9 protein-coding genes are annotated in these 16,343 nt (G+C 62.3%); 5 read left to right on the forward strand and 4 right to left on the reverse strand.

The genetic code is table 11. The annotated features are described in order from the left end of the window. Positions 1 to 186 precede the first annotated feature (186 nt). Genes VJZ71_15190 through VJZ71_15200 form a run of 3 tightly spaced genes read left to right on the forward strand, consistent with a single transcriptional unit; the run spans position 187 to position 6,342 of the window. On the forward strand, positions 187 to 2,262 hold the full coding sequence (locus VJZ71_15190; protein ID HKQ49414.1) for a tetratricopeptide repeat protein: 2,076 nt from the start codon (positions 187 to 189) through the stop codon (positions 2,260 to 2,262). Continuing rightward, the gene (locus tag VJZ71_15195; GenBank protein ID HKQ49415.1) at positions 2,259 to 4,454 is read left to right on the forward strand and encodes a tetratricopeptide repeat protein; all 2,196 of its coding nucleotides are present in this window, start codon (positions 2,259 to 2,261) and stop codon (positions 4,452 to 4,454) included. Before VJZ71_15190 ends, VJZ71_15195 begins: the two co-directional genes overlap by 4 nt. Positions 4,455 to 4,458: 4 nt before the next feature. After that, entirely contained in the window at positions 4,459 to 6,342 is a 1,884-nt protein-coding gene (locus VJZ71_15200) for a tetratricopeptide repeat protein (protein ID HKQ49416.1), read from the forward strand. 104 nt (positions 6,343 to 6,446) lie between these two features. On the opposite strand, the gene VJZ71_15205 is transcribed toward VJZ71_15200, so the two are convergent. After that, positions 6,447 to 7,151, reverse strand: a complete 705-nt coding sequence (locus VJZ71_15205; protein ID HKQ49417.1) for a PEP-CTERM sorting domain-containing protein — start codon at positions 7,149 to 7,151, stop codon at positions 6,447 to 6,449. Between the two features lie 351 nt (positions 7,152 to 7,502). On the opposite strand from VJZ71_15205, the gene VJZ71_15210 reads away from it, so the two are divergent. Then, the gene (locus tag VJZ71_15210; GenBank protein HKQ49418.1) at positions 7,503 to 8,489 is read left to right on the forward strand and encodes a hydroxyacid dehydrogenase; all 987 of its coding nucleotides are present in this window, start codon (positions 7,503 to 7,505) and stop codon (positions 8,487 to 8,489) included. Positions 8,490 to 8,493: 4 nt separating this feature from the next. On the opposite strand, the gene VJZ71_15215 is transcribed toward VJZ71_15210, so the two are convergent. From VJZ71_15215 to pheS, 3 genes are read right to left on the reverse strand one after another with little or no spacing between them, the layout of a single operon-like run. Then, the gene (locus VJZ71_15215; GenBank protein HKQ49419.1) at positions 8,494 to 10,161 is read right to left on the reverse strand and encodes a hypothetical protein; all 1,668 of its coding nucleotides are present in this window, start codon (positions 10,159 to 10,161) and stop codon (positions 8,494 to 8,496) included. 10 nt (positions 10,162 to 10,171) lie between these two features. After that, positions 10,172 to 12,562 carry a phenylalanine--tRNA ligase subunit beta gene (gene pheT, locus VJZ71_15220; GenBank protein ID HKQ49420.1) on the reverse strand — a complete coding sequence of 797 codons (2,391 nt, stop codon included), beginning with the start codon at positions 12,560 to 12,562 and terminating at the stop codon, positions 10,172 to 10,174. A gap of 18 nt (positions 12,563 to 12,580) precedes the next feature. Continuing rightward, positions 12,581 to 13,762: a phenylalanine--tRNA ligase subunit alpha gene (gene pheS / locus VJZ71_15225; protein HKQ49421.1), complete on the reverse strand. Its 1,182-nt coding sequence runs from the start codon at positions 13,760 to 13,762 to the stop codon at positions 12,581 to 12,583. A 13-nt stretch (positions 13,763 to 13,775) separates the two neighbouring features. Between pheS and VJZ71_15230 the strand changes: the two genes are divergently transcribed. Next, positions 13,776 to 16,313: a cation:proton antiporter gene (locus VJZ71_15230; GenBank protein ID HKQ49422.1), complete on the forward strand. Its 2,538-nt coding sequence runs from the start codon at positions 13,776 to 13,778 to the stop codon at positions 16,311 to 16,313. Positions 16,314 to 16,343 lie beyond the last annotated feature (30 nt).

A 16,343-nucleotide genomic window follows, 5' to 3' on the forward strand; every position in this document is an offset into this window, starting at 1 on the left:
CCCTCCATGCGGCGGCCCCGAAGCCAAACCAGCGGGTCAAGGCTGGTCGCACTAGAATGGGCCGCGAGCGGCGAGATCGTACCCAAGACCGGGCAAATTCACAACTCAGGCGGGCCTCGAAGTCGGCTTGTTTTCAGACCGCACGCCGCCAGCGTCGCCCGAGCTGCCGGTATGATGCTGGTCGGTATGGCGAATCGAGATTTGGCGAGCGACGAGCCCAAAATGTGGTCTTCGCGCCATGTAATTGGCGCCGCGGCGCTGGTCGTTGTGGCGCTGTTGGTGGCGTATGCGCCAGCGATTCGCGGGGGTTTCATTTGGGATGACGACGCGCACGTGACCAAGCCGGAATTGCGTTCGACGGCAGGGTTATATCGCATCTGGTTCGAGATAGGGGCGACCCAGCAATACTACCCGCTGTTGCACACCGCGTTTTGGATACAACACAAGCTTTGGGGCGATTGGCCAGTGGGGTATCACCTGGTGAATCTCACGTGGCACGCGATCGCGGCGATGCTGGTGCTGGTGATCGTGCGCCGGCTGCTTCGTGGGAAACGTGTTGCAGGGGCGGACTCGGGGGCGGTTCTCACGGCAGCGGTTTTCGCGTTGCACCCGGTCCAGGTGGAATCGGTGGCGTGGATCACGGAGCAGAAGAATACGCTATCGGCGGTGTTTTATCTGGCGGCGATGCTGTCGTATCTGCGATTCGACGAGACGCGGCAGCGCAGCCTGTATGGATTGGCGACCGGGATGTTCGTGCTGGGACTCCTGACCAAGACGGTGACGGCGACGCTTCCGGCAGCGATGTTAGTGATCCTGTGGTGGCAGCGCGGGCGGCTGTCGTGGAAGCGGGACGTGGGACTCCTGCTGCCGTGGTTTGTACTGGGGGCGTTCGGGGGGTTGATGACCGCGTGGGTGGAACGCGATCTGATCGGGGCGAAGGGCGCGGCGTTCGAGCTATCGTTCGTGGAGCGTTTTCTCCTGGCGGGCCGGGTGGTGTGGTTCTATTTGTACAAACTGTTCTGGCCGGGAGAGTTGATCTTTATCTACCCGCGGTGGAGCGTGGATGCCGGCGCCGTGTGGCAATGGTTGTATCCGATGGGGCTGCTGTCCGTCTTCGTCGGGATGGTCTTTTATGCCCGTCGAAATCGGGCTCCCTTGGCGGCACTACTGTTCTTTGTCGGATCGCTGTTTCCCGTGCTAGGATTCTTCAACGTCTATCCATTTATTTTTTCGTTCGTCGCCGACCATTTTCAGTATCTGCCGAGTCTCGGCGTGATCGCACTTGTCTGCGGCGGGGCGGCGCTGAGTGTGGCAAAGCTCTCATCGCCGGCGGCGAGAGTGTTGGGGCTGGCGATTTTGCCAGTCGTTCTGGGCGTGCTCACGCATCGGCAGTGCCGGATGTATGCGGATGTACAATCGCTTTATGAAGCGACGATCCGGAAGAACCCCGGCTGCTGGATGGCCTACAACAACCTGGGCACCGTCCTTGACGATCGCGGCCGTCTTCATGAAGCGATCGAACACTATCGCCGAGCGCTGCAACTTCGACCTGATTACGCCGACGCGCACAACAATCTTGGGGCGGCGCTGGAAACGCTGGGCCGGCATGGGGAAGCCGCCGTCGCGCATCAGGAGGCGCTGCGATTGCGCCCCCGCTTTCCCGAGGCGCGTTTCAACCTGGGGGTCGCGTACACCGGACTGGGCGATTCGGCGAGGGCCATCGAACAGTATCGACTGGCGATTCAACTTCGTCCGAATTACCCGGAGGCGCACAACCAACTGGGCATGACCCTTAACGCCACGGGCCGGCACGATGAGGCCATCGCCGCTTACGAATCGGCGTTGCAACTGCGCCCACAATACACCGAGGCCTACGGAAACCTCGTCGCCGCCCTGATCGACGCAAAGCTCGTGCTGGACGCCATCGATCGCGCTCGCGACGCCGTGCGGCGTTTTCCGGCGAATGCGCCACTTCGGGTCAATCTGGGAATCGCCCTGACGATGGCGGGTCGGCCGCGGATGGCGTTGTCGGAATTCGAGGAGGCGGCGCGGCTGCGCCCCGACCTCTTCGAGGCGCAGGCCAACCTGGCCGCCAGCTATGAATCGGCGGGGCGTCTTGGCGAGGCCCTGGCCGCCGGCGAGCGGGCCCTGGCGATCGCACAATCCACGGGAGATGAGGTTCGCGGCGCACAGATTCAGGCCTGGTTGGCGGCGTGTCGGGCGCGCGCCGGCGGTTCTCCTCCCCGGTTGCCATCGCCATGAAGTCGTCGCGCCTGCACCTTACACCTGGTTCGCCCAGCAGGGCGATCGGATCGTGGCCACGGCAGTGGTTCGCGGGGGCCGCCGGGCTGATCGTGGCGGCAACCGTCGTGGCCTATCTGCCGGCGATGCGCGGGGGATTCTTGTGGGACGACGATGCGCATGTGACCAAGCCGGAGCTGCGCTCGGCGCAAGGGTTGTATCGGATCTGGTTCGAGGTGGGAGCGACGCAGCAATATTACCCGCTGCTGCACACCGCGTTTTGGATACAGCACAAACTGTGGGGCGACCGTCCGATGGGGTACCACCTCGTCAATCTCGCGTGGCACGCGGTGGCGTCGATACTGGTGCTCGTGATCGTGCGGCGATTGCTGTGGGCCCAAGGCGTTGGGTGGGCCGATCCGGGCGCAGTATTGACGGCGGCGGTGTTCGCGCTGCATCCGGTGCATGTGGAGTCAGTGGCGTGGATCACGGAACAGAAGAACACGCTGTCGGCCGTTTTTTACCTGTCGGCGATGCTGGCGTATCTGCGGTTCGATGAGACGCGGCTGCGTAGTTTGTACGTGCTGGCCACGGCGCTGTTTTTGCTGGGCCTGCTCACCAAGACGGTAACGGCGACGTTGCCGGCGGCGCTGCTGGTGATCCTCTGGTGGAAGCGGGGCCGGTTATCGTGGAAGCGGGAGGTGGCGCCATTGTTGCCGTGGCTTCTGCTGGGCGGCGTCAGCGGGCTGTTCACGGCGTGGGTGGAACATGATCTGATCGGAGCCAAGGGGGCGGCGTTCGAATTTGCGGCGGTGGAGCGGCTTCTGCTGGCGGGCCGGGTGGTGTCGTTCTATCTGTACAAGTTGTGCTGGCCGGCGGAATTGATCTTTATTTATCCGCGCTGGAATGTCGACCCCGCGGCGTGGCGGCAGTGGTTGTTCCCGCTGGGGCTGATCGCCGTCCTCGGCGTACTGCTGTTTTACGCGCGGCGCAATCGGGCACCTCTGGCGGCGACGCTCCTTTTTGTCGGATCGTTATTCCCTGTGCTGGGCTTCTTCAATGTCTTTCCGTTTCTCTATTCCTTCGTCGCTGATCACTTTCAATACCTTCCCAGCCTGAGCGTCATCGCCCTGATCTGCGGAAGCATCGTCGCCGCGCTGTGGCGGATACGAAGTCCGGCCGTTCGCGCCCTCCCGATGTTGGCTTTGCCGGTGGTCCTGGGGATTCTCACCTTTCGACAATGCCGGATGTACGCCGATGTCCAGACTCTCTATGAAACGACGATTCGGAAGAACCCCGCCTGCTGGATGGCCTACAACAACCTGGGAATCCTCTTCAAGGACAGGGGGCAATATGCTGAAGCGATCGGACACTATCGCCGGACTTTGGAACTCCGTCCCCAATATTCTCAGGCGCACAACAATCTCGGCGTGGCGTTGACCGCGACGGGGCGGTATGACGAGGCGATCGCGGCTTTTGCCGAGGCGCTCCGGCTCCGGCCGGCCAATCCTGAGGCGCTCGGCAATCTCGCCGCTGCGTTGACCAAGGCTGGCCGCTTTCAGGAGGCGATTAGCCGTCTTCAAGAAGCGCTGCGATTGGATCCCGACGACGCGGGCCTGCACAGCAATTTGGGCGTCACGCTGCAGGCGGCCGGGCGGCCGGGAGAGGCGGCGGCTGAATTTCGCCGAGCGCTGGAACTCGCCCCGGATCTGCCGGGCATTCGGGCGCAACTGGAACTTGGTCTTGCGGCCATGCAACCGCCGGAGAGCGCCATCCGCACCATTGAACAACTGGTCCGCGCCGATCCCAACAACGCACAGGCCCACTTCAGTCTTGCTGTCGCTCTGGCGCAAACCGGGCGTCTGCCGGATGCCATTGAGCATTACCAGGCCGTCGTACGGATGAACCCCGACCACATCGAGGCCCACAACAATCTCGCCGCCCTGCTCGCCCGCACGGGACGGCTCCAGGAAGCGATTCCTCATTTCGAGCAGGCGGTTCGGCTCAAGCCCGATCACGTCGAGATGCACATGAATCTGGCGGTTGCGTATTCGTCGGCGGGCCGGTATCCCGACGCCCTCGCCACCGCCCAGCGCGCCCGTGAACTGGCCCACCACTCCGGTCAGATGGATCTAGTTCAGAGAATCGATACCTGGATAGAATCATGCCGCGCCCGCGCCGGCACAGACGCCCGTACTCGGCCTCCGATATAACGCTATGGGCAGCCGATCACCCACCTCGCCGGTTCAAGACTTCGCCTTCGTGCCCTCCGCGGGGTGGTCGCATTCGTATCTCAAGGCGGCTGCAGGTCTGATCATCGCCGCGACGGTGATTGCTTATCTGCCCACGTTGCGGGGAGGGTTTATCTGGGATGATGCCGCGCATGTGACGAGACCGGGGCTGCGTTCGGCGCATGGGTTGTATCGCATCTGGTTCGAGGTGGGTGCGACGCAGCAATACTACCCGCTGCTGCACTCGGCATTCTGGTTTGAACACAAGCTCTGGGGCGATTGGCCGATGGGGTATCACCTCGTCAATATCGCCCTGCACGCCTGCGCTGCCGTGATGGTCATGCGGATTCTGCGGCGGCTGCTCATGGATAAAGGGATTGCCTGGGCTGACGAAGCCGCGTTCCTGACGGCAGCGGTCTTCGCCCTGCATCCGGTCCACGTCGAATCGGTGGCCTGGATCACGGAGCAAAAGAACACGCTGTCGGGGGTCCTCTACCTGGGGTCCATGGCGATGTACCTGCGGTTCGACCGAACGCGCGATCGACGTCCCTATCGCCTGGCCACCGCGATCTTCGTCTTGAGCCTGCTGGCGAAACCGGTCACGGTCACTCTTCCCGCAGCACTATTGGTGATCTTCTGGTGGCAGCGGGGCCGCTTGTCGATGAGGGGGGACGTCCTTCCGCTCGTGCCCTGGTTTCTGCTCAGTCTCGTTTCCGGGCTTTTCACGGCCTGGGTGGAGCATGACGTTATTGGCGCGAAGGAGGCGGGGTCCAACCTCCTGGCGGTGGAGCGGATTCTACTGCCCGCCCGCGTCGTCTGGTTCTATTTGTCCAAGCTTTTTTGGCCGGCGGAGCTGATCTTCGTCTATCCGCGCTGGGTCGTGGATCCCTCCGTTTGGTGGCAGTGGTTATTTCCGATGGCGCTGATTGTCCTGTTTATCGTGCTATTTCCCGTTTCGCGCAAGAATCGGGCGCCACTGGCGGCGACGCTGTTCTTCGTCGGGTCCCTGTTCCCGGTCCTGGGCTTCTTTAATGTGTACTTGTATCTCTATACGTTCGTCGCCGACCATTTTCAGTATCTACCGAGCCTGGGCATCATCGCCCTGGCTTGTGGGTGTGCCGTGGCGGTCTTGTTCCGCGCACCCCGGCCGCGTTTTCGCGCGGTCGCGCTGCTGGTCTTGCCCGCCGTCCTCGGTGTTTTGACGTTTCGTCAATGCCGGATGTACTCCGACATTGAGATGCTTTACGCGACGACGATTCGGAAGTACCCCGAATGTTGGATGGCCCACAATAACCTGGGCGTCGTGCTCAAGGATAAGGGCCAATACCGCGAGGCGATGGCGCATTACCAAACGGCCTTGAGACTGCGCCCCGAATATCCCGAGGCGTATAACAACCTGGGCGTCGTTTACAACGCAATGGGGAGATATGACGAGGCGATTGCATCGTATGAGGAAGCGCTGCGATTGCGGCCCCACTACCCCGACGCCCTGGGCAACCTAATCGTTCCGCTGACCGACGGCGGCCGATTGGACCAGGCCCTCGCGCGGTCGGAAGAGGCCGTGCAGGCGGCCCCGGACGACGTTCGCATTCGCATCAATTACGGCATCGCCCTGTTGAAGGCGAAGCGGCCGTGGGATGCCATCGAACAGTTCACGACGGCGGTCGGGTTGCGGCCGGACCTGCTGGAAACGCATTGGAACCTGGCGGTCGGCTATGAGGCGGTGGGTCTTGTGGCTGAGGCGGTCGACTCGGCAGGACGTGCCCAAGAGCTGGCATCATCCTCAGGGCAGGTCGGGCGGGCCACTAAAATCGCGGCGTGGATTGAAATCTGCCGAGCCCGCGCAGCGGGGATGGTCCCCGGTCTTTAGATCTCGAATCGGCGCGGAAGGAACGGTCTAGTGATCGCGCAAGCAAAGGGCCGCGGGCGGTGTCGCTCGCGGCCCTTGAGATTCACAAAGTGCCAAAGGTCAGTTTAGCGTCGGCGGCGAATCATGCCCAAGGCGCCCAAACCCAAAAGGGCGAGCGTGGTAGGCTCGGGAACCTCGGTCGCGTTAACCTGGACGGTGTCCACGCGATCGGTGCCGGTGCCAGCGACCGTGCTGCCATTGGCGCTGACGGTTGAGTTATTCACGAGCCGGATGCAGATTGACGCCGCGTTGTTCAGCGCTGCTACACTGCTCAAGTCGACCGAGTAGTGGGTGGCTGCAACGTAGGGGCCGCCGCTGGCCCAGTTATTCGGAGCCGCATTCGCAAGCACGACGTACGTGCTGCCGAATGTGGTATAACCTCCGCCATTGACGTTGTATTGCAATTCAAAATCTCTGGGACCCGTGTTGCTGCTGACCTGGTCCCAGGAAAAAATGATGTCTTCATAGCCCAGCCCCGTGTTCGTGGCGGTGCAGAACTGCCAATAGTCGCCCACCGCCCAGTTTGTTGAGCTGAATGACTCGACTGTGGCATTGCCGACCGGATTGCTGTACGCCGTTGCTCCCGACGCGTGCAAGCCGCTTGCCGGCGAACCACCGCCCGCATTTAACCCGCCTTCAGCGGCGTGGGGGCCGGCCGTCGTGGGGATGCTGGTTTCAAACGTCCACTCAGCGAGCAGGGTCGCACGTGCGGACGACGCGATGCAAAACAAGGCTGCGACGGCGACAACAATAATACTCTTGCGAATCATCCTGTGACCTCCTGGCTCTTTCCTCTTCACGCCTCAATGACGGTGCGAGACTGGCCGCACCGCACAAGGGCCAACGATTGTTCGAACGTGGGAAACTTCTTCCCAGATTCCCTCTACCGGCTTCATCCTATCAGAAATGGGGGTCGAAAATCAACCTTTTTGGGCCTTGCTTATGTTAATCCTTGGTTGGGCCCTCTCCAAGGGCTGCTGACAGACGAAAAACACATAACTAACTGTTATTAAAAGAGTTAAGTTAGAAACCAGGTAAAATCCAGCGGCCCCGCTCGGGCTTCGGCACGCTTTTTGCATCCCACAATAACGGAAATCTGGTCTTTTTCAGAGAGGTGCACCATGAAGATTCTCGTAGCGGACAAGTTTGAACTTAGCGGAATCGAACAACTCAAGATGCTTGGTTACGAGGTCGTCTATCGTCCTGGCACGACCGGCCCGGCTTTGGCCACGGCGCTTTGCCAGGAGGGCTTCGAGGCGTTGGTGGTGCGATCTACGAAAGTGCCGCGCGAAACGATCGAGGCCTCGCAGGGTTTGAAGCTGATCGTTCGCGCCGGGGCGGGGACGGACACGATCGACGTGGGCAGCGCGACGAAGCGGGGGATACGCGTGTGCAACTGTCCGGGGATGAACTCGACCGCCGTGGCGGAACTCACGATCGGGATGATGATCGCGCTGGACCGTCGGATCGTGGATGAAACGGATGATCTGCGCCATCGCGTGTGGAATAAGAAAGAATACAGCAAGGCCCGGGGCCTCAAGGGACGGACGCTGGGAATCCTGGGACTGGGGCGAATCGGTTATGAAGTGGCAAAGCGGGCGAAGGCGTTCGACATGCGCGTCCTGTATGCGGACGTGATTGCGCGACCAGAGGCCGAGGACGAGCTGGGCGTTTTTCGCGTCAGCATGAACGAGCTGTTTGCCGAGTCTGATTTCCTCACGCTGCATGTGCCGGGGGGCGAGGAGACGACGCATGTCGTCAACGAAGAGACGTTGGCGCGGATGAAGCCGTCGGCGTTCATCATCAATTGCAGCCGGGGTGGCGTGGTGGATGAGCAGGCCCTCGGCGTGGCGATCAACGAAGGGCGGATCGCCGGGGCGGCGCTGGATGTGTACGAGATTGAACCATCGGCGGATGACCGGGAATTCAAGGACCCGATTCTGGATGTCCGCCGCGTGTACGGCACGCACCACATCGGGGCGTCGACGGAGCAGGCCCAGACTGCCGTGGCCGAAGAGACCGTGCGGATCGTGAAAGGCTTTGTGGAGCGGGGCGAGTTTCTCAACTGCATGAACGAACCGACGGGCGAGATGGTGGACGCGGCCTAACGGCTTAACGCTTTGAGGGTTCGCAGCAGCCGATGGTGAGCGCGTGAGGCGCACCCGCGCCGGAATCTGTTCGGCCCGCGCCGACCAGGGGGCTGTCCGGCAGCGGCCGGTAGGCGTCGAAGAGCTTTTCGCGAAGTGCTGCGATAGTGAGCTTGCCGGATTGCATATCAGCGTCGTAGTCGGGGATGCGGTCCGGGAGCGCGCTGAGTCGCAGGTCAGTGATTTGGTCGCGACGGAGGTCGTGCGCAGCCCAGCCGTCCTGGCCTTCCTTGAAGTTGGCGACCGAGACCTGGTCGAAGGCGCGGCGCGGCGTCGGGGCGGCGGCGTTGTAGTCCGCATAGGCGAGCGATGGTCCTTTGCGGGATTCGTCATAGACCAATTTACTTATACGGAGAAAGACACTGTTCTCGATTCGCAGGGTGATCGGCGGAAGTCCGGCGGGGTTGATGTGTATCGCCCGGTTCGCGCCCATCAGACCGTCGAACGTGTTGTTGCGGATGAGCGTGGGGTCGGTCGGCGCGTAGCCTTTTTTGGAGGTCAGGGCCTGGGGGACGACCATCGAATAAGCCGGGCCGATGAGGAGATTTCGTTCAAAGAGTGCCCCGGCGGGCAGGGCGGCGACGAGTTGATGAGTTTGGGCGCGGCGCACCGCGGGGCTGGCCAATTCAGGCTCAGCGATCAGGATGTTCCCCTTGAAACGGCGCGACCCGGAGACAACGCAGGCGGTACCGCCGCGCAAGATGTTGCTTTCGATGGCGGCGTCAGGATTCTCGCAGTTGAGGCAGTAGTGACCGTCATCCTGTTTGGTGGTGTTGTGGACATAGTTACCGGTAATCCGGACATCCTGCGCCGGCGAATCATCGGCGACGATGCATGCGTCGGGCCCGATCAGGATGTTGCCGTCGATGAGCGCGGGGCCGGCGCGGAGCCGAATGGCCGCGGCTGCGCGGTTTTCAGTGATGCGCAGGGCGTCGGAACGGCGAGATTCGGGGTCGGCGGCCATGTCAATTGCCGTGCGGCCTTTGGGCGAAGTGAAATGGTTGGTCCTGATGGCAATCGTGGCGACGGCCCGGGCCTCGATCGTGAGGCTGGATGACTTATCAAAAGTGCATTCCGTGATCGTTAACGAGGTCTCCGGCTCCAGGATGTGGAACAAGACGGCCGGTTCCAGGCGGGAGACCTGGCCCATCATCGCGGGGGCGGACGTTGTGAAGCCGAGGTCTTCGAACCGAATGAAACGCCACGATTGGACGTCGGCTAATGGCGCCGGTGATTCCCCTGATAGCGTGGGCGCTGATGTCGGGGGACGCCGGCCCCGCAGGTACACGATGATCCGACCGGCGTTCGTTCCGGTGCGGGTGCGGATGGTGATGGGCTGGCTCGAGGTGGCGAGGAGTTCGAGCCGGCCGCCTCTGTGTACGGGCGAACCCACGGTGAGCGTCGGGTAGATGTCGGTCTCAGCGACGGCGAATTCGATGGTGGTACCCGCGGCAACGCTGACCGTCGCGCCGTCGATCATCGTCTCTCCGGTGATCAGGACGTGGCCGGCCCAGGATTGATCGGCGTCGATGACGCCGCGGACGCGGAGGGGATCCTCGGCGCGGGCCGGTCCGGAATGGGCGACGGTGAGGAGACCGAGGGCCAGGATGGCAACCCGAAACCGAGGGCTCATGACCGGATTATCATCGGAGTTCGAAGCCGCAGGAAGTGAGAAACCTGCGGAAGGCGTCCTGAAACTCGCGAATCTCCGGTTCGGAGAGGGTGCGGTCGTCGTGGCCGATGCGGCCGCGGAGGGTGAGGCTGCGCTTGCCGGCGGGGATGGAGCCGCCTTCGTAGGCGCCGATGTATTCGAGTCGGGCGAGCAAGGGATGTTTGAAGGCCGCGACCTGGTCGGCCAATTTGCGGTAGCGGCTCTCGGTATCCACGAGGATGCTGAAATCGAGCTCGACCTGCGGGTGTATCGGAAGTGGGGGCAGTTTTGCGTGACGTCCCATGAGTGTGGCGGCGACCGTCAGGTTCAATTCGGCCAGGGCGATCGACCATGACCGGAGGCGTTCATCGATTTTCAGTTTGCAGGGGAGCGGAAGCAGCGTCATACGGCCGAAGGCGCGGCCCGCGATAGCAACTTCCGCAGTGCGGTCGGCGTCTTCCCAGGGGAGTGCGGAGATGGCTTCGGTGCATTCGATACCGCGCTCCAATACTTGAGAGGCCCAGCCATCGATGGCGGTACGCAGGCGGTTCCAGACTTCCTGCTCGGCCTTGGCGCCCGATTGCGCGACAAGCAACCCGAGGCTGCGGTGCTGCGATTTTTCGATGTCTTTGACGCCGATCGCGAAGGCACTGCCGACTTCAGCAAGTTGAAATCGGGGGAAATGATGGCGGTTGCGCTCGGCGATGGCGAGGAGGCCCGGCATAAGGCTCTTCCGGAGACGCGAACAATTGTCGGCGGCGGGGTTTTTGAGCGTGATGCACTCGCCCGGCTCATAACCGATCGTCTTCAGCCAGTCGTCGTCGTACCAGATGTAATCGTGGACTTCGATGAAATCACCGCCGAGGCACAGGTAATCCAGCGTCCGCGACTCGATCGCCAGATCGGCGGAGGGTTCGAAAAATCGCGAGGCGATGCTGGGCAACGTCGGCTCGATGTTGTTGTAGCCGATGAAACGGGCGACCTCTTCAATCACATCGGCCTCGATCTCGATATCCTTGGTCGAACGATAGGTCGGCGGCGTAACAGACAACTTCGTGCCGCTTCGGCTGCACGTGAACTCCAACTTGGTCAGAATCCGCGTGATTTCCTCGGGCGAGACGGGCTTGCCGATGAAACGCGAAGCGAAGTCGCAATCGACCATGATCGGTTGCGGCTTCTTCGGAGCGGGGTAACAGTCGGAGAGCGTGCTGGCAATGGCAAGATCGGGCAACTCGGCCTTGGCGAGATTGTGAAAACGGGCGATGCCGAGGATGGTGTTCGCCGGGTCGAGCGATTTCTCGAACCGGGCGCTGGCCTCGGTGCGATGGCCCATCGAGGTCGCAGCGCGGCGGATCGTGGCGGCGTCGAAGTTGGCCGATTCAAGCAGGACGGTATCGGTTCCGGCGCTGACTTCCGTCGCTGCGCCGCCCATGATGCCGGCGATGGCGACGCTCTTGCGATCGCATTGGATCATCAGCGTGCCGGGCGGCATCGTCCGCGCGACGCCGTCGAGGGTGGTGAACTTCTCCCGGCTTTCGGCGGTCGCGACCTGGATATTCGTGAGCTTCGCCGCGTCGAAGGCGTGCATCGGCTGGCCGAGTTCGAGCATGATGTAGTTGGTCAGATCGACCAGCAAGTCGATCGGTCGCTGGCCGCACATCGCCAGGCGAACCTGCAACCAAAGCGGCGCGGGCTGTGAACGGAGGCCCTTTATGAGCAAGGCCGTGTATCGCGGGCAGCTCTTAGGGTCGTCGATCTCAATGGGGATCGCCGGCAGCTTATCACTCGTCAATTGTTTGAGGTCAGTCACATCGTAAGCTCTGAGCGGCACGTCGAGCATCGCGGCGATTTCGCGGGCGATGCCATAATGACCCCAACAGTCTGGACGATGGGTGATGGACTTGTTGTCGATTTCGATAACCCAGTCACTAAAAGTAGCGGGAGCGATTGGACTGCCCGTCTCCGTGCCCGGCGGCAGAAAGATCGCATTGGCCCCGATATCCGTGAACCCGAGCGAACCCCACGCGACGATCATGCCTTCGGCGGGCCGGCCACTGCTGTCGGTCGTGCCGATTTTGTGACCACCGACATTGGAGCCGGGAGGCGCGAAGACGACGAGATCGCCGACCGAGAGATTCGGGGCGGTCGTCAGGGATTGGAAGGTCTTCCCTGCGGCGATGGTGACTTTTCGGAGATTGCCCTCGGCGGCGGCGCGGTCGAGCGCCTCGATCCGCCCGGCGATGAGACCGCTAAAGTTGGCCTTGTGCTCTTCGACGCCATCGACCTCGGCGGTCGTGGTGGTAAAAAGCAGGGCGAGTTCGCGCGGATCGGTCCCTTTCGGGAGGTTTACGAAGTCTTTGAGCCAGTTAAGGGAGATGAGCATAATGACAATTAGATTGTGTCAGTCCGTAGTAATGAGAGCCCCGCTCAGCCGCGCCGGATTCACAATCCCTCGCAAATCCCCGCTGTTCAGCACGCGGATATCGCTCACGCCGTATTTCATCATCGCCAGCCGCGTCAGGCCAAGGCCAAATGCGAAGCCGGTGTATTCGTGCGGGTCGATTTTGCCATGGCGGAGGACGTTGGGGTGGACCATGCCGCAGGGCATGATCTCCACCCAACCGCTGCGCTTGCAGGTCGGGCAGCCGCGACCGTCGCAGATCGCGCATTGGATGTCCAACTCGAAGCCGGGCTCGACGAAGGGGAAGAAACCGGGGCGGAGGCGAATCGTCACGTCGCCCTGTAGCACTTCACGGAGGGCCAGTTTCATGAATGCGATCAGGTGGGCGATGGAGATGCCTTTGTCGATCATCAGGCCCTCAACCTGGAAAAACGTGTTCTCATGCGAGGCGTCGATGGCTTCATAGCGGAAGCAGCGTCCGGGGGCGATGACGCGGAGCGGCGGGCCGAAGCGCTCCATGGCGCGGACCTGGCAGGGGCTGGTGTGCGTGCGGAGCAGCCAGCCGTTGGTGAGCCAGAAGGTGTCCTGCGTGTCGCGGGCGGGATGGTCGGCGGGGATGTTAAGGGCCTCGAAGTTGTAGTACTCCGTCTCCATCTCCGGCCCGCCGACGACGGCGAAGCCAAGACTGGTGAAGACGCGCTCGACCTCGCGCTGGACGATGGTGACGGGGTGCAGCGAGCCGCGCTGGGTGGCGGGCGGCGGGAGTGTCGGGTCGAAGGTGGCGGCGGACTTGCGCTCGCCCATCACGGCGGCCTGGCGGAGTTTTTCCTGCGCGGCGGCGAACTTGGCCCTCACAGCCTCCTTGACCTTGTTGATGGCCTGACCGGCGGGCCCGCGCTTGGCTGGTGAAAAAGTCTTGATGGCGCCAAGCGCTTCGGCCAGCGGTCCCTTGGTGATCTTAGATTCGGCGGCGCGCAGAGCGTCGACGCTATTCGCCGCAGAGATGGCCGCGTCCGCGTCGGCGTCGATGCCCGAAAGCAGTTGTTGTAGTTCATTCAAATCCACGTGCAGCAATTCTCCAGCATCTGGTTCACTAGTTGTACGGTTGGTGGGGGTGCACGGCAAGTACGAGAAGAAGATCGAGATTCCGGCGACGCCGATTCCCGGAATGCGGCCGTACACCTAAACTACGGAAATGAACCGCGCGACCGTCGTCTACTTTTCCATGATCGGAATCTGCGCGGTCGGTCTGTGGGTCGTCTTGGAGATTGGCGCCGACCGGCGGGCTCCGATTGATCTCAACGGTGAATGGGTTTTGGAGTGGGAAGAGTCGGCAGGAAACGCGCCTGCGGTGCGTCTTGCAATCGAGCAATCCGGGCTATTCCTGCGGTTGTCGTTCGACGAAGGGGCCCCCGAAGATTACCGGCTCATCCGGGCACAGGACGATAATGCGGCGGTTGAACTGCATGGGCCGTCCGGCGTGATGTTGGTTCGGAAGGCAAGCGACGGATCTCAGGAGGTGGAATGGCACTCCCCGCGATTTACCGACGGCCGCGCAAGGCTGAAAGCGACAAGGGAAAGCGCTGGAGCTTTGTCGGCGCGAGGAGCGGCCATCACCGTTGGGACGCGCGTTCCACGAAAGCACCTCATCCTGGTTTTGCTCGGCGGAATCGCGGTCATCCTGGCGGTCTCTCAATTGATGGGCCGACTTTTTGTCTATCTCCAGCAGCCGAAGGTGATGGGGGAAATGGTCGCGGGGATCATGCTCGGGCCGAGCCTGTTCGGCTGGCTGTTTCCGGACGCCGCGCAGGCTCTTTTTCCCACCGAAGCCGTGCGGTACCTGAATATCTTCAGCCAGATCGGCGTCATCTTTTTTCTCTTTCTGGTGGGGCTGGAATTGGATCCCAAACTTCTGCGGCACCGCGGGCACGCGGCGGTCGTGGTTAGCCATGTGAGCATCGTCGCGCCGTTTCTGCTCGGCGGCGCGCTGGCGCTCTATCTCTATCCGCTGGTTTTCAATGACACTCCGCAGATGCGCTTTAGCTCTGTTGCGCTGTTCATGGGCGCGGCCATGAGCGTCACGGCGTTTCCCGTCCTGGCGCGGATTCTCACCGAGCGCAATTTGCACAAGACGACCGTCGGAGCGGTCGCGATCACGTGTGCGGCCGTGGACGATCTTTCCGCCTGGTGCATCCTGGCGTTCGTGGTGGGTTTCGCACAGGCGGAGGGATTGGGGCCGGGATTACAGACGGGGGCGATGGCCGCCGGTTATGTCGCCGTGATGTTTTTTGTCGTGCGGCCGCTCCTGGGACGGTTGCAGCGGCTTTACGATCGGCAGGGGCGGTTGAGTCGCGGCGTCATGGCGTTCGTCTTCCTCCTCGTGCTGGCCAGTGCATGCGCGACCGAGGCCATTGGGATTCACGCGCTGTTCGGGGCGTTCCTGATGGGCGCGCTAATGCCCAAAGGCACGCGCTTCGTCCGCGAGGTGAATGAGCGGATCGAGGATTTCACGGTTCTGTTTCTATTGCCCATTTTCTTCGCTTACATGGGCCTGCGGACCCGCATCGGTCTGCTCAATTCGGGCGAACTGTGGATGATGACCGGCTTGATCGTCCTGACGGCCTGCGCTGGAAAGTTTGGAGGGTCGACGCTGGCGGCCCGGGCCTGCGGGATGAGCTGGCGGGAATCGTCGGCGATCGGGATACTCATGAACACGCGCGGGCTGATGCAATTAGTCATCCTCAGCGTCGGCCGGGAACTCGGCGTCATTACCGACGCGGTCTTTGCGATGATGGTATTGATGGCGCTCGTGACGACGTTTTTGACGTCGCCGGTGCTCAACTGGGTGTATCCCGACCGGCTTCTGCGTCGTGCGGCCGCCTTGGAACCAATGGCGCCGGGAGGGTTCTCGGTACTGGTACCCGTGTCGCTGCCGCGCAGCGTTCCGCCGCTCCTTCGGCTGGCCGACGCCTTGACGGGTTCGGACAACACGCGTCGGCGGATCATCGGCCTGCATCTCTACGAGGCGGTCGAACACGAGGCATACCAGGCAGCGGCGGACGGCGCGGCGGCGGAACTGACCGAGCCGCTTCGCGTCCTGACGGAACATGCGCGACAGGAGGACATCCCGGTCGAACCGGTTTCATTTGTGACGCGCGATCCGGCCCAGGGCATCGCCCAGGTCGCCCAGGAACGACGGGCCGGGCTCGTCCTGATGGGCTTTCACAATCCCGTCGTCGGGCAGGCACTTTTGGGCGGCACGGTTCATCGCGTGTTGGAAAACGCTGCGACGGATGTGGGAATCTTCGTCGATCGAGGGATGCACGCGCGGCCCAAGTCGATTCTCGTTCCGTACCTGGGCAGCCCGCACGATCGGCTGGCGTTGGAGTTGGCCGCACGGATGGCCCGCCACAGCGGCGCGGCGGTGACGGTGTTGCACGTCATCGCGCCGGGCCGCACGTCCGCCGGAAAACTCGGCGCCGAATCGGCCACGCAAAAAGTGTTCGCCGATCCGACCCAGCCCGCGCCGGTCACTTTTAAGGTCGTCGAGGACCGCGATCCGATTTCGGCGGTCCTGGAAGCGGCCAAGCCGTTTGATCTCGTGGTGATTGGCGTGGCTGAGAAATGGGGGCTCACGTCGCACCTGTTCGGCTGGCATGCGGAGCGCATTGCGCGGGATTGCTCAAGCCCGCTGTTGATCGTTCGAAAGCATTCTGAGCCTGGGCCTGGATGAATCGCGCACGTCGGAATCACCATTGTCCTT

The organism is Phycisphaerae bacterium (assembly GCA_035275405.1).
In the GTDB taxonomy this organism is placed as follows: domain Bacteria; phylum Planctomycetota; class Phycisphaerae; order UBA1845; family UTPLA1; genus DATEMU01.

What these genes read in the sequence shown, in the direction of transcription:
- VJZ71_15190 (HKQ49414.1), top strand. Translation starts at nt 187, where the DNA reads ATGGCGAATCGAGATTTGGCGAGCGACGAGCCCAAAATGTGGTCTTCG.
- VJZ71_15195 (HKQ49415.1), top strand. Translation starts at nt 2,259, where the DNA reads ATGAAGTCGTCGCGCCTGCACCTTACACCTGGTTCGCCCAGCAGGGCG.
- VJZ71_15200 (HKQ49416.1), top strand. Translation starts at nt 4,459, where the DNA reads ATGGGCAGCCGATCACCCACCTCGCCGGTTCAAGACTTCGCCTTCGTG.
- VJZ71_15205 (HKQ49417.1), bottom strand. Translation starts at nt 7,151, where the DNA reads ATGATTCGCAAGAGTATTATTGTTGTCGCCGTCGCAGCCTTGTTTTGC.
- VJZ71_15210 (HKQ49418.1), top strand. Translation starts at nt 7,503, where the DNA reads ATGAAGATTCTCGTAGCGGACAAGTTTGAACTTAGCGGAATCGAACAA.
- VJZ71_15215 (HKQ49419.1), bottom strand. Translation starts at nt 10,161, where the DNA reads ATGAGCCCTCGGTTTCGGGTTGCCATCCTGGCCCTCGGTCTCCTCACC.
- pheT (HKQ49420.1), bottom strand. Translation starts at nt 12,562, where the DNA reads ATGCTCATCTCCCTTAACTGGCTCAAAGACTTCGTAAACCTCCCGAAA.
- VJZ71_15230 (HKQ49422.1), top strand. Translation starts at nt 13,776, where the DNA reads ATGAACCGCGCGACCGTCGTCTACTTTTCCATGATCGGAATCTGCGCG.